At 59.7% G+C, this 24,322-nt stretch carries 20 protein-coding genes and 1 pseudogene; 8 read left to right on the top strand and 13 right to left on the bottom strand.

The genetic code is table 11. From position 1 onward, the window contains the following. Window positions 1-8: 8 nt before the first annotated feature. Entirely contained in the window at window positions 9-488 is a 480-nt protein-coding gene (locus tag KI237_RS16985; RefSeq protein WP_212796242.1) for a DUF4760 domain-containing protein, read from the bottom strand. After that, window positions 481-909 (bottom strand): DUF1810 domain-containing protein, encoded by a 429-nt coding sequence (locus tag KI237_RS16980; RefSeq protein ID WP_212796241.1) that lies wholly within the window; start codon window positions 907-909, stop codon window positions 481-483. Before KI237_RS16980 ends, KI237_RS16985 begins: the two co-directional genes overlap by 8 nt. 178 nt (window positions 910-1,087) lie before the next feature. Here KI237_RS16980 and KI237_RS16975 point away from each other — a divergent pair, with 178 nt between their 5' ends. Continuing rightward, the gene (locus KI237_RS16975) at window positions 1,088-1,930 is read left to right on the top strand and encodes a hypothetical protein (protein ID WP_212796240.1); all 843 of its coding nucleotides are present in this window, start codon (window positions 1,088-1,090) and stop codon (window positions 1,928-1,930) included. Between the two features lie 78 nt (window positions 1,931-2,008). Here the strand turns inward: KI237_RS16975 and KI237_RS16970 are convergent, their stop codons facing one another. The 8 genes from KI237_RS16970 to KI237_RS16935 form a co-directional block, all read right to left on the bottom strand. Further along, window positions 2,009-2,707: an outer membrane protein gene (locus KI237_RS16970; protein WP_212796239.1), complete on the bottom strand. Its 699-nt coding sequence runs from the start codon at window positions 2,705-2,707 to the stop codon at window positions 2,009-2,011. A gap of 85 nt (window positions 2,708-2,792) precedes the next feature. Next, window positions 2,793-3,263, bottom strand: a complete 471-nt coding sequence (locus tag KI237_RS16965; protein ID WP_212796238.1) for an SRPBCC family protein — start codon at window positions 3,261-3,263, stop codon at window positions 2,793-2,795. Window positions 3,264-3,320: 57 nt separating this feature from the next. Beyond that, complete coding sequence (locus KI237_RS16960) at window positions 3,321-6,749, bottom strand: polyketide synthase family protein (RefSeq protein ID WP_212796237.1); 3,429 nt, start codon at window positions 6,747-6,749, stop codon at window positions 3,321-3,323. 74 nt (window positions 6,750-6,823) lie between these two features. After that, window positions 6,824-7,915 (bottom strand): acyl carrier protein, encoded by a 1,092-nt coding sequence (locus KI237_RS16955; RefSeq protein WP_212796236.1) that lies wholly within the window; start codon window positions 7,913-7,915, stop codon window positions 6,824-6,826. Window positions 7,916-8,033: 118 nt separating this feature from the next. Continuing rightward, window positions 8,034-9,797: an FAD-dependent monooxygenase gene (locus KI237_RS16950; RefSeq protein WP_212796235.1), complete on the bottom strand. Its 1,764-nt coding sequence runs from the start codon at window positions 9,795-9,797 to the stop codon at window positions 8,034-8,036. Between the two features lie 3 nt (window positions 9,798-9,800). Further along, window positions 9,801-10,412: an HAD-IB family hydrolase gene (locus KI237_RS16945; protein WP_003201018.1), complete on the bottom strand. Its 612-nt coding sequence runs from the start codon at window positions 10,410-10,412 to the stop codon at window positions 9,801-9,803. Then, a complete protein-coding gene (locus KI237_RS16940; protein ID WP_212796234.1) occupies window positions 10,402-11,922 on the bottom strand; it encodes a class I adenylate-forming enzyme family protein in 1,521 nt (506 codons plus the stop codon). The genes KI237_RS16945 and KI237_RS16940 overlap by 11 nt, the downstream gene beginning before the upstream one ends. 81 nt (window positions 11,923-12,003) lie before the next feature. Beyond that, window positions 12,004-13,017: an SDR family oxidoreductase gene (locus KI237_RS16935; protein ID WP_212796233.1), complete on the bottom strand. Its 1,014-nt coding sequence runs from the start codon at window positions 13,015-13,017 to the stop codon at window positions 12,004-12,006. 511 nt (window positions 13,018-13,528) lie between these two features. Between KI237_RS16935 and KI237_RS16930 the strand changes: the two genes are divergently transcribed. Then, window positions 13,529-14,125: a TetR/AcrR family transcriptional regulator gene (locus KI237_RS16930; protein ID WP_212796232.1), complete on the top strand. Its 597-nt coding sequence runs from the start codon at window positions 13,529-13,531 to the stop codon at window positions 14,123-14,125. Window positions 14,126-14,350: 225 nt separating this feature from the next. After that, window positions 14,351-15,262: a bifunctional helix-turn-helix transcriptional regulator/GNAT family N-acetyltransferase gene (locus KI237_RS16925; RefSeq protein ID WP_212800634.1), complete on the top strand. Its 912-nt coding sequence runs from the start codon at window positions 14,351-14,353 to the stop codon at window positions 15,260-15,262. 17 nt (window positions 15,263-15,279) lie between these two features. On the opposite strand, the gene KI237_RS16920 is transcribed toward KI237_RS16925, so the two are convergent. Next, window positions 15,280-16,023 (bottom strand): GntR family transcriptional regulator, encoded by a 744-nt coding sequence (locus KI237_RS16920; RefSeq protein WP_212796231.1) that lies wholly within the window; start codon window positions 16,021-16,023, stop codon window positions 15,280-15,282. Between the two features lie 133 nt (window positions 16,024-16,156). On the opposite strand from KI237_RS16920, the gene KI237_RS16915 reads away from it, so the two are divergent. The 5 genes and pseudogenes from KI237_RS16915 to KI237_RS16895 all read left to right on the top strand — a co-directional run. After that, window positions 16,157-16,996, top strand: coding sequence for an ABC transporter ATP-binding protein (locus tag KI237_RS16915; RefSeq protein ID WP_212796230.1), 840 nt, complete (start codon window positions 16,157-16,159; stop codon window positions 16,994-16,996). After that, window positions 16,993-17,994 carry an ABC transporter substrate-binding protein gene (locus KI237_RS16910; protein WP_212796229.1) on the top strand — a complete coding sequence of 334 codons (1,002 nt, stop codon included), beginning with the start codon at window positions 16,993-16,995 and terminating at the stop codon, window positions 17,992-17,994. The genes KI237_RS16915 and KI237_RS16910 overlap by 4 nt, the downstream gene beginning before the upstream one ends. A gap of 7 nt (window positions 17,995-18,001) precedes the next feature. After that, window positions 18,002-18,751, top strand: a complete 750-nt coding sequence (locus KI237_RS16905) for an ABC transporter permease (RefSeq protein ID WP_212796228.1) — start codon at window positions 18,002-18,004, stop codon at window positions 18,749-18,751. A gap of 61 nt (window positions 18,752-18,812) precedes the next feature. Further along, window positions 18,813-21,182, top strand: coding sequence for a CehA/McbA family metallohydrolase domain-containing protein (locus tag KI237_RS16900; protein WP_212796227.1), 2,370 nt, complete (start codon window positions 18,813-18,815; stop codon window positions 21,180-21,182). An 83-nt stretch (window positions 21,183-21,265) separates the two neighbouring features. Then, a pseudogene (locus KI237_RS16895) lies at window positions 21,266-21,391 on the top strand (short-chain dehydrogenase); the annotation flags it as partial. A gap of 11 nt (window positions 21,392-21,402) precedes the next feature. On the opposite strand, the gene KI237_RS16890 reads toward KI237_RS16895, so the two are convergent. Both KI237_RS16890 and KI237_RS16885 read right to left on the bottom strand, forming a co-directional pair. Further along, window positions 21,403-22,458, bottom strand: coding sequence for a hypothetical protein (locus KI237_RS16890; protein WP_212796226.1), 1,056 nt, complete (start codon window positions 22,456-22,458; stop codon window positions 21,403-21,405). 46 nt (window positions 22,459-22,504) lie between these two features. After that, the gene (locus KI237_RS16885) at window positions 22,505-24,322 is read right to left on the bottom strand and encodes a hypothetical protein (RefSeq protein ID WP_212796225.1); all 1,818 of its coding nucleotides are present in this window, start codon (window positions 24,320-24,322) and stop codon (window positions 22,505-22,507) included.

The raw sequence follows: 24,322 nt of genomic DNA, 5'->3' as shown, positions 1-24,322 counted from the left end.
TCCCCGTGTCAGACCTGGGAGCACTGGTCGCGCAACCAATCGAAGTTGCTCCAGTACTTTCGGTCACCGCCGGGCTGGGCGCGTTTGGTCTCGATGAAAGGTGCGAGGATCTGGTGACAGTGCTTGATGCTCGGCGCCCAGTTTTCGATGATGATGTGCTTGTTCTTGATCAAGTCGGCACGCAATAGCGCCGCGACAACGTCGTAGTTGGCACAGGTCAGCGAGGCATGTTGGACATGGGTCGCGTCCCATTGGTCATGATGCAGTGTTGAGAGCGTGGCGCGAACCGCTTGCCGGGCATCGCGGGCTTGACTGGCTTGCAGGAACTCGACTATCGAAATGATGCTCTGGGCCTCGGAAGCCTGTTGAGTCGCCTTCAGTTGTGCCGTCAGGATGACAACCTGGCGAACGACCAGATACATCGACAGCAGGGCCACCAAGGCCACGGCCACTTGTACCATCAACGTCCATGTTTCGTAATTAGACATGTTTTCTCTCTTTCGCCTTAAGTATTTCGAGTGTTCTTGAGTCGACACGCACTCCACCATCCAGCGCCTGGGCATACACGGAATGTTCGCCCGCGGTCGATGCAAAAAGCGTCATGCAGGACGCGAACTTCATGGCGTCGATGGTCCCGAGGAGCTTCTCCAAAGCGACTCCCGAGTGCAGTACGGCACGGGTCGCGCGCTCCAGTCGCGGTCCCAGAAGCGGGTGCTGCAAATAGTCACGCGCCTCGTCAATGCCGCGCAGGCCATAGTAGGTGGCGTTCTCACTGGAGCCCAGGCCGCGTAATTGGGGAAAGATGAACCAAATCCAGTGGCCTTCCTTGCTTCCACGCCGTAGCTCAAGCAAGGCGTGGTCATAGGTTGACGCTTGCGCCTGGACAAAACGCTCCAGTGATTCGGTCATGTGAGCCTCTGATACGGTTTCAAGGCTGAAGAATGAAGCGCGTCCAGGCTCGAACAAAATAGTGGCTTTATGATGCCATGGCCGGGCGCGTATCGGTAGCCCTGACCATCCCCCCAAACAAGGACAAAGCCTATAGCACACTTGCGCTATAGCGCCGCTCGGCACTCGTCCCTAACCTATGAGCGTTATCGGTTTTTCGATCGATCGCAACGAGCACATCGGGACAAGGATCTGTTTTTTGAAAAGTGCACCTGCCAGAAAGTCCAACGTCAATCCGGCTTGGCGCAAACGCCTGGCAACGGCGCTCACCGCCTCGACCCTTGCCGTCAGTGGCTGGGGTTCTTTTATTGCCGGTGCGTCGGCTTCCACTGCCAGTGAAACGTCCTCTGCGGCCTGCACCAACGAAGCGGACTTTCAGGCCGGGACAGTGGTGGAGTATGAAAGTCGCGACAACCTGTCGCCAGCCACCCGTCGTGGTAAAACCGAAACGCTAGGGCGCGAGGCATTTGCCGGCGCCAATCCGGTGGCTTCGGTGCACACGTCGTTCTTGAATGATGCGCCGTTCTTCCTGACGACAACCTTCGCCGAGATCAAGGACGGTCGACTGGTTCGCTACGGCGTTCGCCATGGCGCCGGTGCATCGTTGGTGACCACCACCTACCTGCCTCCTGCTTCCACACCGATTGATCTGCAACCTGGGCAGACCGTCACCGTCAGCTACAAAAGCAAAACCGTGAGCGCCAGGGCAACCATCGAGTTCGATGTCGTCGAGAAGCTGACTTATAACGGTCGTGAAACGATCAAGACGGCCCTCGGTACGTTTGACACCTGCAAGTTCACCAATGAAATCTCTACGGGTTCGGCTTCGGCCACGCAGCCGAAAAACGTCGTCGCGGTCCAGAACTGGTTTCCCGCGGACGGACCTTACCGTGGTCAGTCGATCCGATCCATCACGCCTCCCGCCAATGGCGTTGCACAGAGAATCAGTGAAGTCGTCAAGATGCAGTATGGGACGCGATGAGAGACGCGGCTCGGGTCGGAAGATGTCAGGATGATAAATCGGCACCTGGCCAAGGCCAGGCGCCGATCCGTCTGGCGCTTACAACCAGTACCGCAGGCCGACCATCAAGGACTGGGCGTTGTATTCGGTTTTCACATCAGCCGGGGGCAGGCCCTGGATTTTGCCGTAGTTCGCTTCGCCGGTCTTGAAGTAGCGATAATCCAAGGACATGGACCAATGCTCGCTAAGCTCGTAAGCGACGCCTGCGCCGAGTTGCCAGGCCGAGACGGTGTCGCGATGGGTGCCGCCGAACTCGACGCCACCCGCTTCCAGGCCCTTGATGGTCAGCACCGCGTAGCCCAGGCCACCGCCCACATAAGGTGTGAAGCGGCTCAAGGGAGCAGGCAGGTTCGGGATGTCATACCAGAGGTTGGCCATGAGGCTGCTGGCCTCTTGTTCGCCTTTGCCCTCGATGCTGCTTCCGCCCTCGTAGATCCGGTTATTGAACTGATCCATGGTGTTGCGGCGGTAGCTCAGCTCCACCTCGGGCCTGAGCCCGACCGGGAACCGCCAGCCCAGTGCCAGGCCGGTGGCGTAGCCCGAGTGCAGCGGCTGATTGTATTCCATCTCGACGAAGTCGTTGTTGTTCTGGGTCAGGTCCTGCTTGGCGACCCAGTTCACACCGCCCATGCCACTGACATAGGGGCCGAGGTTGTCGGCGAAGCTCGATGCCGGGGCGATAGCCCCCAGGCCAACGATGCCCATGATAAGAGACTGGGTGTTTTTCTGTAGATTCATGCTAGATCCGAAATGTGCTGTTATCGAGAAGTAAGCGAAGCGAGTCCGCAAAGACGCGTTCAGCGCGCGTCCTTGCCGGAGGTATTCACACGAGGTGCAAAGGCATCGCGGGTTTCGCGTGCCCCGGGGCGCCGATGGCCCGTTGTTCAGCCAGCCTGCACAGGTTGTCCAGGGCCGTGGTCATCGCTGCGGTCAATGCTTTGCGCAGCAGTCCGCGGTACAGGAAACTCAACGGGCCGGAAATCTTCGCGCTATGGATGACATGGGTTTCATCGGGAGAAAGCCTGCGCATCTGATGGTCGAACTCGAGGTCGATCCAAAGCAGCCGTGCGCTGTTGCGATAGCTTTCGTGCAGGCTCACGGCTTCCAGTTTCAGTGGCATGTTCAAGCCGTTCTTGAGCACACATTTGCCGCGTGTCCCCGCCTGGAAAGGACCGTCGAGTTGACACTGGCGAACGTCGGTATCCCATAACGGCGCTTCTGCAAAATTGCTCCAGATCTTCCAGATTTCAGAAGGGGGCGATTTGACTATGACTTGCACTTTGACATCGTTCACGGCGACACCTTGGTTGTGGGGGGCACGGTCATGCTGGAGGGCAGATCCATTCGATGCTCAGGCCGCTGGTGCCGATTGACTCAGCACCTGGGCGGTAATGCTCGCTTGACCGATTTTTTCGCCCCGGTTGAACAGGTCGATATAGATGCGGTTGGTCTTGAATGCCTGGAGCGACGCCTCAAAACCGGCTTGCGGCGCCAATGACAGCGGGCTATTCCTGGGGATAGGGCGATCCAGGGTGAAGCTCAAGGCCAGCAGATTCATCGGGGTATTGAGTGGAATGCGCAGATGGCTGTGGGCGATCTGCATGTAGCACTGGCGAGCGACTTCGAGGAAATACACCATCGAATAGTGCTCGGGATCACCTGCCTGGAAAAAGTGTTCCTGCGGCAGTTTCACGGTGTCCACGCTCAGGCCCTGGGCGACGCTGCTCATGTCACTGACGATGACGTTCTCCTCCCTGTGCTTGTGCAGCAGGGCCTTGTTACGGCAGGGTGTGGCGGTGAATTCGCCGACTGGCGATGTCTCGAATGCGGAGCTGTAGGCCATCCCCAGGACGCAAGTGCACATCACTTTCCCGGCCTGCATGACCTTGGCATTGAACACCTGGGAATCCTGGTCTTGTTCGACATGCAGATCGATTACGCCTTGCTTCTGTACGTATTGCTGGAACTTGATCGTCAGGCTCTTGACGTAGGCGACCCGTCCGCTCAGCGGGGGCATGGCCAGTTCAATCAGTTGCAGCACGCCCTCGAGCAACAAGATGCCTGGGATGTGATCCAGGGGATGATCGAAGAAGTACGGGTGCGTTTCATCCACCACGAGCTGGGCGTGCAGCGACTGTGGGTTGCGCTGGGCGTTGGTGATCACGCTATGTTCCGCGCTGCGCTGCCAGTGCGTCGGGCGCTGGGTTGTGTCGCCACGGTGCAGGGCGAACAGGCTTTCCATGGCGCGAACCCGCACCCGCAGCCCGGAGAGCAGGGTGCTGGTGAGCATGTCGCTGAGCTGCTGCACGTCGACGCCATCGTTCTGCGGTTCGCGGACCAGGCTGACAGGCCGGGCAGGCGTGATGACCTGCTGCAGTTCGTGGGATGACGAATGGGCAAAGCGCAACATGAAGGGATGCTTGATGGGCGAGCTGGCTTCGGCTGCCGTCGGGCTCCATTGGCGAAGCTTCTCGGTAAACAACCACATCACCGTCTTGCCGGCGTCGCGGACCTCGATCACGGTATGGGACGCGCCCTTCAACATCACCGCCAACAGGGTCTCGATGCCACTGGCTTCGGCCAGGAAGCCAGTCATCTGCTGCAGTGATCCGCTGGCAGGCGTCGCAGCAGGCTGCAACTCGCAGACTTCAACGTCCGGATAGTCGCTCGGCGCTTTGCCCAGCCGTTGGCAAGCCGCTTCCAACGAGTCGGCAGCGTGGGCGAGGACCGCCGCGCGGATCACCAGCAAGGGTTTGTCCGCGGCATCCGGCTGATAGCGACGCAGCGCGATCAGCCCCAGTCCTTCACCTTGCGTGATTGCGCTGCGCCGGGCGCGCTCGACTTCGATTTCACCGCTGACAAAACGCCCAGCGCCGAGTAGCAGCGTGGTGATGCCGTCGTTGAACCATTGCGGCGAGGCCAGCAAGGTTTGCCAGAACAGGCCGGCCGTGCCGACCAGGGTCTGGTGGAAACCCTTGAAGTCAAAAATCTGCGCCGGGTAGCCGGACAACATGTTCGGCAGCATGGTTGCCACGTCCGTCACCTCGACACCCGGTGCCGTACCTTGCGCCCGGGAGTAGAAGTTGTGGGCGCTGCTATAGGCATTGCTGAAGCGCTCGCCACCCATGTTGCAGCACATGACCATCGCTGTGCCGGGCGAACCGGCCACGCCTGGCAAACGTCGCAGCAGATGATTGACGCGATCGGTGATCAACAGCTTGAACGGGTCGACATGAGCCAATGGCTTGGGACCCATGCCAAAGCCGTCGATATCGATGACGTGGTCCTGTGCGAGGAATTTCCCCAGCAAAGGTTGGCCGGGCGCCGGGGTGTAATCAATGAAGCGCCCATAAGGGAACATCACCGAGGGGGCGGCGGGTTGATCGAGTTGCTGCTGGAATGACTGCAAGGAACGGTGGCTGCCCAGCGCGGCTTCAGCCTCGACAATGGCAAGGTCGAGCATGACCACGCCGCTGGCGCTCGCCGGGGCGGTCAGGGGTGCGGCAGGGTGGTTGTCGGGAATGTATTCATCCACCACCAGGTGCGCGTTGGCGCCGCCGAAGCCAAAACTGGAGATGCCAATTCGCAGTGCAGATTGATGATCCTCCAGGGGATGTACCTGCTGGGTGGCGAGTCGCAGGCAGGTCTCGTCGACCTTGGTGCTGGGGCGGTAACCGGGCTGCGGGGGAATGCCTTTATGGCGCAGTATCATCAAGGCCTTGGCGAGCGAAGCACCTCCGGCAGCGGCCAGGGGATGGCCGATGACCGACTTGATCGAACCGATGGTGATTTTCTTGCCGTCCGGGCGATGGGGGGCAAAGAAGCTGTTCAGCGAGGCCAGCTCCGTTGCATCCCCCAGCGGTGTACCGGTGCCGTGGGTCTCGATGTAGTCGACCTCGCGTGGATCAAGGCCGCGATAGGCACGTTGGTAGGCCGAGTACTGGGCCTGTTTGCCCGGCGCAAACACCGAGCCTTCGGCGCCGTCGGCGGACATGCCCAAGGCGCGCAGCACACCCAGGGGACGACGCTGCGCCGTCAGGGCCTGGGCGAGTGGTTCGACCAGAAAGGCCACGGCACATTCGCCCGGCACGATGCCGTCGGCGTCCTGGCCGAACGCTTCCATCCGCGCCCGGGCGGAAAAAGCCGTCAACTGCGAGAAACCCAGGAACAGCGCCGGTGGCAGCACGGTGTTAAGGGCCAGGACAATCGCGTTGTCAGCCTGGCCACTGTTGACCAGTGCCTGGGCCATATCCAGGGCATAGGGGAACGAACTGCACGCGGTGTCTACCGACAACGCCGGCCCACCCAAGGCAAAGGCCGCCGCCAGTTCCGCCACTTGCTCACCCGGTGTAAAGCCCGGCGGCGTGTCGGTTTTTCCGGACACGCCGGTGACGAAATAGCTCTCGTCGCTCCAGGAGGTCGCGACCACCAGCGCGGTGCGCTCCCTGCTCAGCGTCGAGCCTTGCCCGGCGAGTTGGGTGAGCAACGTCTGGAGCACTTTCTTGCCGATGGCGACCTGTCGGCCTTCGTGCCGTGACGGCGTCGAGGCGTCATCGGTCAGGCAAAAAGCGCTGTCCAGGTACGTGCGATCCTTCTCACCGGCCTGGGTTGAATAGATCGACGCCTTGTCCAACTCCCAGCGTGTCGGCATTGATTCGATCGGTGCGATCTGCCCTTGGCAGAGCAACTGCCACAGCGCATCCGTGGACGGCGCCCCCGGAAACTCGCCCGCCATCGCGCTGAAGCAAAAATCGCCCATTGTTGTTACTGCGCCACTCATACCTGTCTCCCTGATCGCCAAAATGCAGGGTGATCTGTTCGATCACCCGGATTCCATTCCTGTTGCTGCTGGGCTCAGCTCAGCCTGGCCAGCAGCGACAAGGCATCCTGGGGCGTGCGACGGGACATCAGCGCTTCACCGGCAAACTCGCTGGCAGAGCACTGTTGTGCCATGGATTGGCAGAGCGCCTCGCGGGCAAAGCCGTTGAGGCCCAGTTGTGCGAACGGCGTCTGGATATCGATCGATTGCGCGGTGTCCGGGATCAACGGAGACAGGGCGTTGAGCAGCAGGTTTTCTTCCTGCCCTTGAGTGTCCGTCGTGGCAGGTGAAGGCTCGACGCCAGGCGCTGCCTGCGGCTTTGGATCGGCCAGGGCGGCTTGAATCAGGGCAATGGTTGCCTGCGGGAGCTTGGCGTTGGCCAGCTCGGAACTGTGAGCCTTGAGTTGCGGCCACATGGCGACTACCGACTCCAGGAAGTCCAGCTGCACCAGCGAATCCAGGCCCAGGCTTTCATAGCTTTGTGACGGGTCGATCTGTTCAACCGTAAAGCCGGTGATGGTCGCGAGTTGGTCGAGTACCCACGCTTGGACATCCACCGTGGGTGCCTGCGGATCGGCTTCAAGCCGTGCCAGCAAGGCGGTCGGGGTAGGGGCATCGAAGAGCTGCGAGGTGAGGTCTTTCTTTTCGGGGAAGTGCTGGGCCAGGGATTCGAAAATATCGACCAACCCCAGCGAATCGATCCCCAGGCTCTCGAAGCTCTGGTCGAAGTCGATCTGTTGCGCCTGGAAGCCGGTGACCGTGCTGATTTCGGCTCGCAACCATTGCCCGTAACTGAGCACATTTGTTTCTTCGACGGCTTCGACGACAGGCACTGGCGCCAGTATGCTCGGGTTCGAATGAACCGGCTCCAGCGCGGGAACACTCTTGTTGACAGCCGCTTCGGTCCCATTGGCATAAACGCCTTCAAGGACTTGTTGATGAGCATTGAAATAATGAGCAGTGACTGTTTCAGCCTGTTCCAGGAGTCGCAGCAATATTGCTTCTTTGGAAATATTGGATTCGCACAGTGAATCAATGATTTTTTCGGAAAGGGAGAAATAGCTATGGGCTATTCTCCCATTGGACACGATGAATTCCTGTACAACATCGTTAAGTTGCAAGCGCATAAGGTTCTCCTAACCAAGTCGGGTGATATTTCTATAAGTAAGAAAGATCAAAAATCATGGCCCAGGGCAGGGCCTTGTTTATATCAATTCATCAAACTGGCAGTAGCCATGGAGCGACTTAAAGTTGGAGTTCCACTGCGTCGGTCTCGCAAGATATTGTTTTTCTGGCGCCCTTGAGCAACCCGGACCTTACGTTCAGATACGTCATCAGCGTTATTGCATCGGCGCCGAGAAAAGCGATATAGCCATCAGGACGAACCAGCATCAACGTACCTTCCTTGGCGTGGTAGCGCTTGTGCAACCGCCAATCGGGGTCCAGCAACGTCGAATGCCACGCTGGCAGGCCGGCGCCGCTCAGGGCGTCGATCACGCAGTAGGCCTTGATGCCTGGGTAGTCCTTTTCCACCGATTTGGCCAGCGTGTAGTAGCCTGGCAGCAGCGGTGAAAACTGATCGGCCGCGCTGAAAATCAACAGCGTGAATGTCCCGTGGAACAAGTCGATCAAGCGTTTTGTCGGCATCCCTTGCAGTTGCCACAATTCGACATCGGGCGCCAGTTGCCCGGCGTGAGGCGGTGCGCTCTGGAACTCGGGTTTTTTCCCTTTCTTGATCCAGTTCTTGCGCTGCTTCTTCGTCAGCGATTCTTGAATGTAGTCGCTCTTGTCGTAGTGATACTGATGACCGGAAATCATCGACGGCAGTTTGCGCTGGACCTTTTTCCGGTTGCTCAACAGCGGCAGGACATTGTCGCGCAGCCACACCAGGGCGCGACGCTGGACCGTAATCAGCCCCGTCAGCCGGTGTGCGGTGTTCTCGACTTCCAGGGCAACCGGATAGCGCTCTTCGTTGTAGCTGTCCAGCAAGGATGGATTCGCCAGGCCCTGATCGACATAGGCCATTTTCCAGGCCAGGTTATAGGCCTCGGAAACTCCCAGGTTCATCCACTGCCCACCGATGGGGCTGCCGATATGCGCCGAGTCACCCAGCAGAAACACGGAGCCTTGCTGCATCGATTGCACGCGGCGATGCTGGAAAGAGGCGATGGTGGTCGATGAAATGTTGGACAGCGTCATCTTTTGCCCGCGTCCTTCGCACAAGCGCTGGAAGTTCTCCAGGCTCAAGGACGGTCGCTCGCCTTCTGGCGGCAGGTTGTAGGGCATTTCGATGAACAGCCGATAACGCGATTGCGCGCTGATCGGTGCAACGGCCACGTAACCGTCCTGCGCGCCCAGGAAGAACGCACCCTCATCCTTGCTTCCGGACCATTCGATATCGGCATCGGCGAGCATGAAGAAGCGGTCATAGGACGAGCCTTCGAAGGTCATGTCCAGGCGTTTTCTGACGTTGCTGCGAGCACCGTCGCACGCGGCCACCCAACGACTGGTGAAGTGTTCGTCGGTGCCGTCGGCATGCTTGAGTGTCATGCGCACCGAACCCGGCAGGTTTTCTATGTCCACCAGTTCGGTATTCCACTCCACCTCAGCCCCCAGTCCCTTGAGCCGCTCCAGGAGAATTTTCTCCGTTTGTGGCTGTGGCAGGCTCAGGAGCAGGGGATAGGTCGCATCCAGGTAGGAAAAGTTGTAGTTCAGTACCCGCTTGGCATTCGACTGCACCGAAAACTGGTTGATCGTGAAGCCGTCGCGGATGGCTTGCTCGGCAACGCCCAGGTCCCGAAAGATTTCCAGCGTCCGGGAATGGATGGCCATCGCCTTGGTCGCCGTCGAGGGGCCGGCGTTCCTTTCAATGATGCGAAACGACACGCCCCATTTCTTCAAGAGGATTGCCAGGGACAAGCCGACAGGACCGGCGCCGACGATCATGACGGTCGGGGCGCTGCCAGGTCGCTTGAACTGCTTGGGGGCCAACGTGCTCAGAGTGTTCATCGATCAGTACCAGTTTCTGTAGAAGGGCGAGTTGGCAATGCCGAGCAGGGCGTCGTCGCCAGATGAATCGCCGTAGGCATAAATGTAAAAATCATCAAGATTGCTCAAGCAGCCTTTGAGCCGCGTGACTTTCTCTCTCTCTACACAGTTGGTACCGGATATCCCGCCGGTCAGCTTGTTCTTCGCCGTTGCCAGGCGGGTGCCGCACACATAATCAAAACCCGCGGCCTGGCCCCAGGGGATCAGGTAGTTTTCCGGCGAATTGCTCACCAGCGCGGTGACGTGTCCCATGGATTGATGCCATTGCAGCCGCCGCAACGCCTCGGGCCTGAGCCACAGCGGCAGCAGCTCGCTGATGAAATACTTGGCATGCTCGCGCTCTTGCTCCACCGACAGGCCGCCCAGGTAGCAGGCAATAAAGGCCAGGCGTGCTTGCATCAGCGGGGTGATGCCGACGATCACGCTGAGCATCTTGGGCAGCAGGGGAATGATCCGGAGCCAGAACGAACGGGTGCCCACGATAAAGCGCATGTAGCGCCAGAACGTGTGCCGGTCGGTCAACGTGCCGTCGAAGTCGAAAACGGCCAGTACCGGTTGTGTGCTGTTAGCGTGCATGTGCCTCTTCCTTGAGAGAAGTAATCTCGATGGTCTTGGGCAGCTTGAAGCCCGATAGGTAGCGCGAAAGCTGGGTGGACAGCGCGTTCTGGGTCAGCTCACCGGTCCCTTCGACACACAGGTGCAGCACGTTGACTTCCTTGTGGTCCGGGACGATGTAAGCCTTGGCGCGCACCACGTGAGGGTGCTTGAGGGCGACGGATTCGATTTCCACCAGGTCGACCATCTGCGCCTTGATCTTCGAGATTCGCAGGCGTTGGCAATAGAAAAACACATGCCCATCGTCGTCCTGCCAGACCAGGTCACCGCTGTGGAACCAGCCATCGCGGAAGAACCGCGCATTGGTGTCCTCGGCATCGTTATAGCCGTCGATCACCATCGAGCCACGTATCAGCAGTTCGCCGATACGCCCAGGCGCTACGTCCTGGCCCTGGGCATCGACGATTCGCAGCTGCACACCGCTGATCGGCTGGCCCATGGCGCCACGGTGGACCGGACCAATCGAGCTCTGGACGATCACGGGCATGCTTTCGGTCAATCCATAGCCCTGCAGCACCGGATTGCACCCCAGCAACTTCCCCAGCTTCTCGGCTTCATCGGCCGGCAGGTGGCTGCCGCCCGAGTAAATCATCAACTGCGGGTGCAACGGCAACAGCGCGCCTTTGCGCTTGGCCAGGCGCGTATTGAAGTAGCGAATGACGTCAGGCACCAGGCAGGCAAAAGTGACCTGATGCTCGGACAGGACTTCAGCGAGGTCTCGATTGAGCAGGGTATTGGTCATGAGCAGCGTGGCGCCAATGCTCAAGGGAAACACCATCATCACGGACAGGCCGAAGATGGCATACAGCGGCAGCGTCACCAGATGAACGGAGCCGACGCCTTGCAGATGAAAGTGCTCATGCAGCCCATCGCTCGATTGCGTCAGGTCCAGATAACGGTGAGAAACCGCCAGCGGCCTGCCGATGCCACGATAGGTGAATTGTACCGAGACGATCGGATTGCCCTCGGGTAACAACAAGGGTTCGATCTGGCAAGGCAATTGAGAGAGGGCCGTTGCGTTTGCGGGCAGGGGCGAAGCCGGCTCGCTCCCACCGTCCAGCACCAGGGAGTGCCTGACACCGTTGTCAGCCTGGAATACCTCACTGTGTTGCACCCATAGCGTTTCGGTCGTGACCACGAGCGTCGGCCTGGCGAGGCTGACGACATTGGCCATTTCGAAGGAGGTCAACTTGTAGTTGAGGATGACCGGGATAGCTCCCCGCCCGATGATCGCCAGGTAGTAAGCGATGAACGCCACGCCATTGGGCAACACCAGCGCTACTTTGTCGCCAGGCAATACACCGAGCGCTGTCAGGGCGCCATTGCATTGTTCAGCTTTGATTCGCAACTCGCGGTAAGTAACGGTATCTTCTTCCGTGTCCAGATGCCGAATAGCAACTTGCTCGGGGAACGATTCTGAAAAACCGACAAAGCGATGCAGGAAACCTTCTTTATATGAAAGGTTTTTCATTTACCAACCTCTCTCAATCCTTGGATATTTGGCCAGTCAAAAAAAGTACTACAGAGGTAGGCTATATATGAATTGTTTCAATTAAGCATCTGTGTAGTTGTTATTCCGATACCAGTCCAGGGTATCGGTCAGGGTTTCAGCGACAGGGCGGAACTTGCACTCCAACTCCCTTGAGCTTTTGTTGTGGCTGAAATGAGTACGGCCTTGTTCTTGCTCCATGAGCTTGACCGTGGACGTACTGATGAGCACCGGTTTTTTTGTGATCCGGTAATAACCTTCATAAATAAGCGCGATGATTCGCAGCATGAACAGGGGCACTTTTCGCTCTGGGGCTTTTATCCCGCTGACGCTGGACAGCGCTTGGAAAATGCTCTTCATGTCCATGTGATTGCCGGCGGCCAGGTAACGCTCCCCGGACCTGCCGCGGGTGATGGCGGCGATTTGATGCTCGGCTACATCCCGGGCATCGACAACGGAAAAGCTTCCGGGGAGTACACCGGGCAATTTTTGTCCGACAAAATCGAGCAGGAACTGTCCTGACGATGTAGGGCCGATATCACCGGGGCCGAACATCCAACCTGGCAGGACCATGGTGATAAACATGTCCGGGTGCTGGGTCAGGAATTGCTGGACCTTCTGTTCGGACAATATCTTGCTCAAGTAGTAATCGTCTGCCTCCAATTCGCTGCGAGACATGGTTTCATCGATCACTTGGTCCCGATTGCCCTTCAACACGGCAATGGAGGAGGTATGGACGGCACGACGGATTCCGGCGTCATAAGCGGCTTGCAACAAGCGCTCGGTGCCGGTCACATTGGTGTCATACAGTTTTTGCCAATGTTTCCCGCCTTTGTAACTGTCGCGGAAATAGGCTGCCGTATGAAACAGGGCGTCACATCCTTGCAGGGCATGGGCGAAGGCCTCGACATTAAGCATGTCGCCTTCGACCAACTCTACGGGCAGGCTGCCGAACTGTTTCCTGGCTTTCTCTACGGAACGAACCAGCGCTTTTACTTTGATGTTCCGCTTTAACAGCGCACGAACGACATTATTCCCGAGCAGGCCAGTAGCGCCTGTAACGAAGGCATATTCCATTAAAATCCCGCTCCTGTGAGGTGACCTGGCATTGCATCGAGAACAGTGTCGCTGACTCGATGCGCTGATCAGGCGTTGGGCTCCACCAACGGCGCAAGTAAAAACCATTCGGTATCTGAAAATCAAGTGGTATTTCGTCGGATTGTCGATCGGATGGCTCTGAATCGGGCTTTCTGCGCGATTTTTCACGTTCCTGCGCAGGGTGGAAGCCAGGAAAATATCCAGTTTGAGCCGCTCAAAAGGACGGTAGGGAGTCATCAAGGGTGGCGAAACGAAAATTTTGACTCACCCGTATCCCAGCAAAAATTGTGGCGGGTAGCCCATCTAGCGTGCCTTTGCGGCTGTTCCAACTACATGGCACATACATGGCGCTTTTTGAAAGTTAAAATGTAAATGATTGAACAAGGCGCGTATAAGATATGATGGCGAAAACGGGTTACGTACAGTGAGTAGTCGCTTTGTTGCATCCAGTTACACATAGCTATCTTGTTTGGCCAAAGGAGCCGAGGGCGTGATCAAAAAGAGACTAGGTCGAGAAGAAAGCCAGCAAGTAACAAGAGACAAATTGTTCGACACAGCCACTGAGCTGATGATCCGAAAAGGCTTTCATGCCGCCAGCGTCAACGTTATCGCCGAAGAGGCGGGCTTTTCCAAAGGCGCCTTTTTTTCAAATTTTTCAAGTAAATCGGACTTGCTGCTGCAATTGACTCAACGCTTCAAGCGAGTTGAGATCGACCGATTGAGTACGACCCTGGCCTCGGGATATTCGGCGGAGCAGTTGAGCCACGGCTTGAATGCCTATATCGACACGCTGAAGAACAATACCCGCTGTGCGATCCTCGATGCCGAGTTGCAATTGATCGCCTTGCGCGATGAAGAATTCTCGCCGCATTACTACGACTTGCATGAGGAAAACAGCGAGGCCTTGGGCAAGTTGATTACCATCATATTCAATCACGCTGGCAAGAAGCCGCCGCTGGCCTACGCCGCGCTTGCCAAGACCTTCACCGCCCTGGCGGAAGGCCTGATATTGCAAGGGCATAAAGACCCGGCTGTTGAAATCAAGCTGGTGTTGAACTCGCTCATCCAGACCGCAGAGCCTCTATAAGCGCTTGGTCTTATCGCTGATAGGCCAGCAACCTGTAGAGAGAGCGGCAATTCCACAGACCTGGATGGTCTTGACGTTATCTTGGGATTTGGGCCGCAAAGCTTGACTGAACGCATTGATGGGTATTTAGTTGTGCGGTGCAACTAATTGCTCATTGCGTCCGAGGTCCCCGTGAACCAGTGGCCACCAGATCTGATTGAAAAAATCCGTTCGGCGTCGCGTCTCATGGTGCGGGAGCTGGGGTTCATGCACACCACGCTGGCTGCGACGGGTTATCCGCCGTCGTCGGTGCACACCATAGTCGAACTCGGCAATCGCCAATCGCTGACGGCGGGCGAGCTTGTCGAGCTACTTGGCCTGGATAAATCCAGCGTAAGCCGGATGGTTCGCAAGCTCGTCGAGGCCGGCGAAATTGAAGAAATTGCCCATGAACAGGATGCGCGAGCCAAGCGACTGCGGCTCACCGCGCAGGGGCAAAACACCCTTCGAGCCATCGATGCTTTCGCCACGCAACAGGTTGTCGCGGCCATGTCTCACTTATCCAGCGGGCAATGTCAGATCGTGAGTGAGGGGATTGTCAGCTATGCCGTCGCGTTGCAGGCTCATCGGCTCGGTGCAGAGCCACCTGCGCCGGCGCAGTTGCAGATTGCCCGAGGTTACCGGCCTGGCGTCATTGGCCGTATTGTGCAAATGCATGCGGACTATTACGCCAGGCATTCAAACTTCGGCCAGTCGTTCGAAAGCCTGGTGGCAACGGACATGGCGGAACTGATGGGGCGTTTGCACAACCCACGCAACGAGGTCTGGGTGGCACTGGATGGCGAACGAGTGGTTGGTTCAATTGCCATCGACGGCGAAGGAGAGTGCGGCAGTGCGGTGCTGCGTTGCTTCATTCTGGATGATTCGGCACGAGGCAAGGGCGCCGGTAGACGCTTGTTGGCTGAAGCGATGAAGTTCTGTGACGAATGGGGTTTTAGCTCAACGAGCCTTTGGACGTTCCAGGGGCTCGATGCTGCCCGCAAGCTGTACGAGGATTTCGGTTTCAAGTTGGAACGGGAGCAGGAAGGGCAGCAATGGGGACAACGGGTCCTGGAGCAGTGCTTTGTCAGGCCGGCTCCAGCCGCCTCATCAATTTGACTCGTAATCCGTCGAGATCAATTGGCCGTCGTGGATTTGAAAACCCCACTGAGAATGAAGGCATAGCGTTCCGGGCGGATGAAAAACGTTGTGCGGTCGCAGCAGCGGCCGTCGGCAAAATAGGACGTGCGCTCCATGACCAGCAGCGCGGCGCCGCGTTTGACCTGCAACGCGCTGGCCAGGCTTTTGTCGGCTTCCTGCGCACGGATGGCCAGGTCGGCACGGGTGACCGCCAGGCCGGTGATCGACTCGAGAATGGAATAGATCGGCTGATGTTCGACTTCAGCCCAGGCCACTCTGGCCAGTTCTGCCGGTAAGTGGCTGCGCCCCAACGCGATGGGTTCGTCATCGACGAAGTGCAACCGCTCCAGGAGCAGGCAGTCGTCTGCTCCCTCGAACAAACTACGCAGGGGCTCTGGAACGGGCTGCAGAGCATGGCTGACCACCTGCATGCTCGGTTGCAACCCTTGCAGCAACAACGCCTCATGAAAGCTGCGCAACGCATCCAGGCCGTGGCGCACTTGTTTGGCCGCCACGAAAGTGCCTTTGCCTTGCTTGCGCTCCACCACGCCGTCGTCGCTGAGCTTGCCCACTGCCAGGCGAACCGTGACGCGGCTCACGCCGAACCGTTCGCCCAACTGCGCCTCGGACGGTAGCTTGCCGCTGGGTTCGTAGTCGCCGCGTTGGATTTCCTCCAGCAATTGGTGGGCGATCTGTTCGTAGAGCGAAGTGGTGCTGTCGCGAAGAATGGAGGTGGACACTGTCAGCTTCCATGGCCTTGAGTGGGGCGGGTGCCTTCACTTCTAAGGTTATAAAAATAGGTTATTGGGACTACTTGTATTAATACGTATTATGTCAGGCATTCCTATTGTAAACGACCTGACGACACTTGCCATGCTCAAAACCTTTCCTTACGCACCGCCGCAAGCCGATGCCCTGACGGTCGATGACATCAACTTCAGTTACCCCAATGGGCACCGGGTGTTTTCCTCTTTCAGCCTGAACGCCAGGCCCGGCGAGTTCGTCGCGATCCTGGGGCCATCCGGTTGTGGCAAAACCACGTTGCTGAACTTGTTGTCGGGGTTCGTACAACCGCAAAGCGGGCGCATCACGATCAACCAGACAGCGGTACGCCCGGAGCGTTCGGAGTTGGGTTATGTGTTCCAGGCGCCGCAATTGTTTCCCTGGTTGAGTGCTTTGGAAAACGTCCGTTTCGGTTTGCGCATGAGCGCCCAGACCGACGCATCGCAGCAGCGCGCACAGGCGTTGCAGTACCTGCGTATGGTCGGCCTGGAGAATGCGGCGCATCGGCTGCCGCACCAGCTTTCCGGTGGCATGCAACAGCGTGTCTCTTTGGCCAGGACCCTGGCCCTCGAACCCAGCGTGCTACTGATGGACGAGCCGTTCGCCGCGCTCGATGCCATCAGTCGCAACAGCATGAACGAAGAGACGTTGCGCCTCTGGGCCGAACTCGGCCAGACGGTGTTGTTCATCACCCACGATATCGACGAAGCGGTGTTCCTGGCCGATCGGGTCGTCGTGCTCAACATCGCGCCGGGCGGTATTCATAGCGAGCTGGAGATTCACCTGCCGCGCCCCCGCAGCAACCTGCAAACCCGCCGCCTGCCGGCTTTCCTGGATTACCGCAATGAACTGATGACGCGCATTGCCCAGGTGATGGGCGCGTCCCAGGCCATTGTTTATCCCACCCCTCGACTTGAGCTGACAGCATGATCAAACGTTCGCTGCTTGCCCTTACCTTGTCTGTTGCCACGTTGGCAGGCAGCGCCTGTGCCGTGGCTGGCGAGGAGAAACCCTTGCGTGTGGGCTATGTCTTTGCCATGGCCAACGCCCCGGCGCTGATCGCCGATAAACAGGGTTACTACCGTGAGGAAGGCTTGAATGTCGACCTCAAGGCGTTGGGCGATGGCCCGGTGATCCAGCAGGCTCTGGCTGCCGGTGAACTGGATGTTGCCTACGTCGGCACCCCACCGGTGTACCAGTGGTTTTCCCGCGGGCTGCAAAGCCGGATCCTGGCGAAGGTCAATTACGGTCAGGCCGCGGTGATTGTCGACGCGAAGAGCCCGATCACCCACCTCGACGCGCTCAAGGGGAAAAAACTCGCTGGGGTCAAGAAGGGCAGTGGCATGGATGTGCTGTTGCGCGGTTATGTCCTGAAGGAAAAGGCCGGTCTCGATCCTGACAAGGACCTGGATATCATCGACATGCCGCCAGGCAACATGAACGCCGCCCTGGAACGGGGCATTGTCGACGCGGCATTTTCCTGGGAGCCCTTCGTCAGCCAGTCAGTGTTGCGCGGTTCGAGCCGGATCCTGCTGGACGTGAACCAGGCGCTGCCCCAATACCCGTGGTACGTGGTGATCGCCTTGCCGAAAACCTTGCAGGAGCGCCCGGATGACGTGGTGAAGCTGCTCCGCGCCCATCGCAAGGCCATCGCCTTCCTCAATGAGCATCCCGCCGAGTCGAACCGGCTTATCGCCGAGGCATTCAAGCTTGAAGCGGTGCAAGGCACCGACGGCAAGACTATCGCCCCAGACGCCATCGTCGCCCAGGCCCGTACCCGGCTGGGCTGGTCGGCGGATTTGCAGGCGTCGGACATCCAGTTCATCCAACGCTTGATGGATTACTCCCACGACCTGGGCTTTATCGAGACCACGCTCAAGACTGATCAGATCGTGGATACCTCCTACCTGGAAAAAGCCGCCCACTGAGTCCGTCATGTCCTTGCCAAAACCGAATTGGGGGTGGGCGTCGCTGCCATTCCTGTTGTTGATCTGGATCGCCCTGGCGAGCCGCTTTCCCACCTACATCCTGCCGCAGCCCTGGGACGTCGCCCGTGAGGCGGTGCGCTGGCTGGGCGACCGTTCGCTGTGGCAACACCTTCGGGCCAGCGTGCTTGAAGAGGTGGGTGGCTTTTGCGCGGCGGTGATCGTTGCGATTGCGTTGGGCACTGCCGCTGGCCTGTCCTCGCGCTTTCGCGACTTTATATCGCCACTCAACAGCCTGTTCATGGCCATCCCACCGATTGCCTGGGCGCCGCTGATCATGATCATTTTCGGCCTGGGCTATGTCTCCATCGTGCTGGTGATTTTCATTGCCGCGATGTTCCCCATGGCGGTGACGATCCAGGAGGGCGTGCAAAGTATCCGCGGTGGTGAAGTCCGCGCGGCGCGCACCTTGGGCGCCAACACCTGGCAACTGTTGGCCCATGTCTACCTGCCGGCCTCGTTGCCGTTCGTGACCGCCGCCTTGCGCATCGGCTTCAGCCAGGGCTGGCGGGCGCTGGTCGCGGCGGAAATGATCGGCGCCTCCCAGGGCATCGGCTGGATGGTCGCCACGGGCGGGCAGATAGGCAACAGCAGCCAGGTGCTGCTGGGCATTGTCGTGATCGGCCTGATTGCCTGGCTCATGGAAAGCTTTGTGTTTCGGCGTATCGAGCGCCACTACCAGAAATGGCGCGTGCAATAAGCACCGTCGTTGTCTTCGCTGCCCCTTCAAACCTTCAGTGGACCACTGCACGAGGTGTCATGTGAGTAATGTTTTCGATCCCCGCGAAGCCGGGCACTACATCGCCCCGCAAGGCCTGTACGAGCGCAACAAGAAACGTCCGTTCCTGGGCAGTGTCCGCTGTGACCGTGACACGTTGGTCGCCGGGCAGTGGGATGAAATCACCCTGGTCTACGAGGTCGGTGGCAGCGGCCTGGCCGATGGTGCCTGGCTCAAGCTGGCCTTCAAGTTCTATTCCGATTGGGCCTTGTTCCAGACCTCGAACCCGGCGGGTCCCAACTATGTCAGCGCCCAATACCAGGCCGGTGAGTTGGTTCCCGGCCAGAGCCAGGCGACGGTGCAGCACTTGAAAGTGCGCTTCGACCAGAAGGGCCATGAACGGCCGTTCCAGAAGGCGATCATCATCGACATCATCGACGGTTACCTGAACCCTGGTGATAAAGTCATCATTCGCCTGGGCGACCGACGCCAGGGTGGGGCGGGGACGCGGGTGCAGAGTTTCGTCGAGAAGGACTTCCGTTTCCGCCTGTTCATCGACCCGTTGGGCAGCTCGAAATTTGCCGAGGTGCCGGGCGATCCCTTGTTGGACATCGTGCCCGGGCCGGCGCAGCGCGTGCAGTTGATCGTGCCGCGACTGGTCAGTGCCGGCGAGGCGTTCGATATCCTGTTGCGGGTGGACGATGCTTGGGGCAATACCTGCCGGAACTTGCCGCTTAATGGTGTCTTGACCTTGGTTGACCCGGAAGGCGGCGAGCGTCTACAGCCGTTCGCGTTGGCGTCCGAAGGTTGGGCGACGGCTCGGATCGAGGGGCCTGGCCTCGGGGCGGTGGGCGAGTGGCGTTTGTCCGCCAAGGTGCAGGCGCCCTTTGTTGACGCTGCCCAGGCCTTCGTCACCGTCGATCCGGCCGGTACTGGGTTGCGCCCGCTCTATGCCGACCTGCATGTGCACTCCGATGACACGGTGGGCACCAACGACACCTTGTACAACCTCAGTTACGGCCGCGATGTCGCCGGACTCGATGTGCTCGGCTACACCGCCAACGATTTCAATATCACCGAGCAGCGCTGGGACCAGGCGGTCAAGTTGATCCACGAACTCAACGAGCCAGGCCGTTTCGTGTGTTATCCCGGAACCGAATGGTGCGGTAACTCCTGTGCGGGCGGCGACCGCAACGTCGTCTTCCTGCATGACCGCAAGCCCGAATTCCCTTTCGACAATCAAGGGCGATTGGTGCGTTCCTTCGAATGGAACGAGTTCACTGCCGGCACCATCAAGCCGGGCGCCTGGCCGGTGGACGAGTTGTATGCCGCCTATGCCAAGGACCCCGAAGGGCATCTGATGATGCCCCACGTCGGCGGACGCCGTTGCAACCTCGACTGGCATCACCCGGAGCTCGAACGATTGATCGAGGTCGGATCGGCCTGGGGCCAGTTCCATTGGGTTTATGCCGAAGCGTTGCAGCGAGGCTATCGGGTCGGCGCCGCCGCGAACAGCGATGAGCACCAGGGGCGCTGCGGTGGCGGCGTTCCGGCCACGGCGGTATTCGGCTCCCGTGGCGGGCTGACCGGCGTTGTCGCCGAGGCTTTCGACCGGGCCAGCGTTGGCAAGGCCCTGCGTGCCCGTCGCACCTTCGCCACGACCGGGGAGCGCTCGTTCGCCAGCCTGCGCCAAGGCAAGCACTTGATGGGTGAAGTCTTCACCGCCGACGCCAATGCCACGCTGGAATATCGACTGCTGGGGGAGGCAGGCTGGGAGCAGGTCGATCTGTTCGATGGCGAACAACTGATCTGGTCGCGCAACCTGCACCAGGAGCTGGGTTTCTGCACACAACGCATTCGCCTGCGCGTGGGTGGCGCCCGGATCAAGGACCGTTACCGCGGCGCCTACTGGACCGGCGAGATCCGCATCACCGGCGCGGTCATCAATGGTTTTCGCGCCCTGGGCCTCGACCATCCCGAACAGACCGTATGGCGCAAGGACGCAACGGTCCTGGCGTTTCGCACCGACACCAACGGCGATACCGACAGCATCGAAATCGACCTGTCGCAATTGGCCGGCGCCACGCTGCAGATCGACAGCCGGATCGACAACTACGTCAAGGTCGGCGACCCGTCCGAACCGCAACCTTATGTACACGCGCCAACGGCGTCGATGCAGCTGTCCGGTGATGAGCTGCTGGCGCAATCGCAAGTGGTTGAAGCGTTGCCGGGCGCGGAGTTGAAGATGTCCCTGGAACGGATGACCGCTGCCCCGTTGCCCCGTGAGTTGCAGGGCAAAATCGAACTGGCCCGCCTGGGGCTTGAGCCAGGTCGTGAGCACCCGTTGTTCATCTGCGCTCGCCAGCGGGATCAATCACGGGTCTGGACGTCCGCGCTGTTTCTTACGCTCTAGACGTCCGGGCTGGCGAAGGTCTCACCTCGAGACGCTTGACCTGTGGCGAGGGGATAAATCCCCGCGCCACAGGGCCTGGTTCACTGCGTGTCAATGCGGTCGGCATGGGCGATGTGGTCACCGACATCCTCAATGACGTGGTCGAGGACGCCCCGGCGTTCCTTGCCCAGCACGGTGAAGCTGCGCCTATCAGCCGAGCCGCACGGCCTTGAGTGTTCGTTCAGAGTTGCACCCGACGAAGTTTGCCGCTTAACGGCACCACGCTTGCATCTGGCATAGGCAGTGGCCGTCCGACCAGTCCCATGCCTTCGCTGACCAGTACCGCGTCGGGTAACAGGCACAGGTTGGAAGGGGTATCCAGGTCGCGGGCGAGCACCGTGACCTGGGCTGTTTGCAAGTCGCAGCTCAGCAGTCGCCCGCTGAACCGAGTAAAGCCGCCATGCAGGGGTTCGCCGTTCCAGTCAGGGGGCAGGGGTTGTTGCAGGCCTTCACAGAGTTCCAGCACCAGTAGGTTGCCGTTGGGGCGCAGCGCCAGCCCGGTGGGCAGTTGCAGGCCGCGAATCAGAATGTCGATCCTGGCGCTGGCGGGCCAGACCCGGATCACTTGGCCGGCTTTCTCGGCAAAGTCGATGCCCTTGTGGCTCGGGTCGCCGTGCAGTTCGCCCGAGAACAGGCTGATCAGCACGGCGTCTGTCGCCGGTTCGTACACCAGGGTCACGGGAACGGCTTCCTGGCCTTGATCCAGTTCGGGCAGTTGGGCCAGCACGCGCTCTTGCTGGCCTGTGACGAACTCTACCAACTGATTGGTATCGGGCTTGACGGCCAGCCAACTGCGGCGGGTCGGGTGGTAGCACAGCGCATTCAGGTTGCCACGGCTATGAAAGACCGGTTCGGGCGGAGTGAATTGCAGGTCCAGCAGTTTGGAGCCCGCGACGTAGTCGGTCTGGCTGGCCAGGCAGCGTCCTTCACCGCAGGCGATGTCCGACACGCCCATGATTTCATCGCGCAGCATGCGCGCTTGCATGTTCATGGCGCGAAACCCTTGCGCCAGGGTTTCGCGGGGCAGGTAGGCGCCGGGCCGTTGCGGATCCGGTCGCAGTCGACTGATACGGCCGCTGAATGGCTGGTCGGGCAACCCCGAGCCCGCTTCGGTCAGCAGCAGGCTGCCATCGGCTTGCAGGCACAGGCCGCGAGGGTTCAGCAGATCCTCGGCAACCAAGGTGCTGGGGCAGAGGTTTTCCCCGGGGTGTGCGGGGATCTGAAGGGGAACGGGCATAGGCTCTCTCCGTGAACAACATCCGTGAACAGAAGGGGGGACGCGGTCATTGCGGCGGTTGCCACGGTTCACCGGTGAGATAGGCCCGCAGCAGCGCCCGTTGGCAGGGCGACATCGAGCGCACTACGGGCATGAACAATGTGGTGCCTTTGTACGCATCCGACGTGCGGGCGAGGATGGGGTTCTTGGCGCCCATGATGGCGTCGGGCTGATTCAGCGGGATATAGCGCGACATGGCGGGGAACGCCAGGTAGTGAAAGCGCAAGACGTTGGGGTACATCAGCGGCCAGGTGATGGTGGTGCCCTTGGGAATGCCGAAGTCGGTCTGGGCGTATTTGCGAAAGTTGGTGAAGTAGGCGCTGCTCTCAAGCCCATTGGCGGTGCAGGTCAGGGCGACGAAACCCGCCTGGGCAGCAGTGCCCGATTTGACGTTGACGGCAAAGCTGATCGCGAGTTGACCGGCGCTGACGATCAGCGAGTCGGGGAAGTCAAGGAAGTCCCAATACTGCGGTTCTTTGTACACGGGGGGATCGGCGACCGGCAGTGCCTTAAGGGCGATTTCGGTCGTGCTGGGGACCGCCCCGCCCAAGTACCGGACCTGCAGGGTGATCGACAGGCCGTTGGGGTAGTCCTCCAGGTAGACGTTGCGCTGGTCGGCATAGAGCCGATAAGTCGACTCGGTGGCTTGCAACGTGGTACCGGCGACCTTGCCCGGTGCATTGATCGCCAGGGCGCAGGTCTGCACCGCCTGCAGCTGGTCGGCGGTCAGGGGCAGGTCGACGATGCCGCCATACACGTAGTAGTCCACTAGAGGGCTACTGGTCGGGTCTAGGGTCGTCAGGGTGGTGGCGCCGGCGCTGATGGTCACGGTCCCGTAATTGGCGTTGGGGCCGATCGGGCTGGTGATGTCGTCCCGGACGGCGCGGAAGGTTTCCTTGGGAATGACGTTCACCATGTCGATGCTCAGGTAACCGCTGTTGTCCAGGTCGGCATAGCCGGCATTGCCCGTACTCTGGTTGACCAGTTGCCGGCCCGGCTGGCAGTTCAGCGGCTCGTTGGCGAAGGCCGGGGCCAGTGTGCCGATAACCCTGCCGATGCTCGGGTTGGGCGTGTATCGGCCGGCGGCATAGTCGGCGTCCAGTTGTTCGGTGGTCATCGTGGGGCACATTTCGAACATGACGAAACGCAGGACGATGCCCGTCGCCCCCGGTGCCTGGATGATCGAGCGCAGGCCGCTGCTGTTCTGGTTCCAACTGACAATACTGCTCAACGGGAAGGTCAGTTGGAACGTGCCGCTGGCGTGGAAAGAACCCGGCGCATCCATTTTCTTGGGCAACAGCACCCGTCCCGCCACGTCGAAGCTGCTGCACACGGTGTCGCTGCGGATCAGCAATTGGATGTTGTCGTTGCCACCGATTTGCAGGCCGCCGACGAAGATTTGGGTGCTCGACGAGGCGGTGGGATCCAGGTCCACCATCATCGGGCCGGAAACGGGGCCCTGGCCGGTCACCGGGTCCACCGAGCCAAGCAGGTAGACGGCCTGGCCCACCAGGTCGCCGGTGGTGTTGATGCTACCGGGGATGCCTTGGGAGCTGATCAGCGCGTTCTGCATGTCGACGACATGCTGCCCATAGTGATTCCAGCCACCGGCGGTGTAGTAGTTGCCGGCGGGGGCATTGATCATGTTGTTCAACTGGTCATCGGGGTAGGGTTCGGCGCCCGGCGCCAGGGTCGAGGTGGTCAGGTCGAAGAGCGGCCAGTCATCGTTGCCATCGTAAGGAATGGTCGGGGAGTTGTTCGGCAGGCTGACGTCTGTGCGGATGCCGCCCCAGAAATTCAGCCGTGGTCCGTTCAGGATGCTCAT

Origin of the sequence: Pseudomonas sp. St316 (assembly GCF_018325905.1) — a bacterium.
GTDB lineage: Bacteria > Pseudomonadota > Gammaproteobacteria > Pseudomonadales > Pseudomonadaceae > Aquipseudomonas.
This window is presented reverse-complemented; position numbering and strand designations above follow the sequence as displayed.

What these genes read in the sequence shown, in the direction of transcription:
- KI237_RS16985 (WP_212796242.1), bottom strand. Translation starts at nt 488, where the DNA reads ATGTCTAATTACGAAACATGGACGTTGATGGTACAAGTGGCCGTGGCC.
- KI237_RS16980 (WP_212796241.1), bottom strand. Translation starts at nt 909, where the DNA reads ATGACCGAATCACTGGAGCGTTTTGTCCAGGCGCAAGCGTCAACCTAT.
- KI237_RS16975 (WP_212796240.1), top strand. Translation starts at nt 1,088, where the DNA reads ATGAGCGTTATCGGTTTTTCGATCGATCGCAACGAGCACATCGGGACA.
- KI237_RS16970 (WP_212796239.1), bottom strand. Translation starts at nt 2,707, where the DNA reads ATGAATCTACAGAAAAACACCCAGTCTCTTATCATGGGCATCGTTGGC.
- KI237_RS16960 (WP_212796237.1), bottom strand. Translation starts at nt 6,749, where the DNA reads ATGAGTGGCGCAGTAACAACAATGGGCGATTTTTGCTTCAGCGCGATG.
- KI237_RS16955 (WP_212796236.1), bottom strand. Translation starts at nt 7,915, where the DNA reads ATGCGCTTGCAACTTAACGATGTTGTACAGGAATTCATCGTGTCCAAT.
- KI237_RS16950 (WP_212796235.1), bottom strand. Translation starts at nt 9,797, where the DNA reads ATGAACACTCTGAGCACGTTGGCCCCCAAGCAGTTCAAGCGACCTGGC.
- KI237_RS16945 (WP_003201018.1), bottom strand. Translation starts at nt 10,412, where the DNA reads ATGCACGCTAACAGCACACAACCGGTACTGGCCGTTTTCGACTTCGAC.
- KI237_RS16940 (WP_212796234.1), bottom strand. Translation starts at nt 11,922, where the DNA reads ATGAAAAACCTTTCATATAAAGAAGGTTTCCTGCATCGCTTTGTCGGT.
- KI237_RS16935 (WP_212796233.1), bottom strand. Translation starts at nt 13,017, where the DNA reads ATGGAATATGCCTTCGTTACAGGCGCTACTGGCCTGCTCGGGAATAAT.
- KI237_RS16925 (WP_212800634.1), top strand. Translation starts at nt 14,351, where the DNA reads ATGGTGCGGGAGCTGGGGTTCATGCACACCACGCTGGCTGCGACGGGT.
- KI237_RS16915 (WP_212796230.1), top strand. Translation starts at nt 16,157, where the DNA reads ATGCTCAAAACCTTTCCTTACGCACCGCCGCAAGCCGATGCCCTGACG.
- KI237_RS16910 (WP_212796229.1), top strand. Translation starts at nt 16,993, where the DNA reads ATGATCAAACGTTCGCTGCTTGCCCTTACCTTGTCTGTTGCCACGTTG.
- KI237_RS16905 (WP_212796228.1), top strand. Translation starts at nt 18,002, where the DNA reads ATGTCCTTGCCAAAACCGAATTGGGGGTGGGCGTCGCTGCCATTCCTG.
- KI237_RS16890 (WP_212796226.1), bottom strand. Translation starts at nt 22,458, where the DNA reads ATGCCCGTTCCCCTTCAGATCCCCGCACACCCCGGGGAAAACCTCTGC.
- KI237_RS16885 (WP_212796225.1), bottom strand. Translation starts at nt 24,322, where the DNA reads ATGAGCATCCTGAACGGACCACGGCTGAATTTCTGGGGCGGCATCCGC.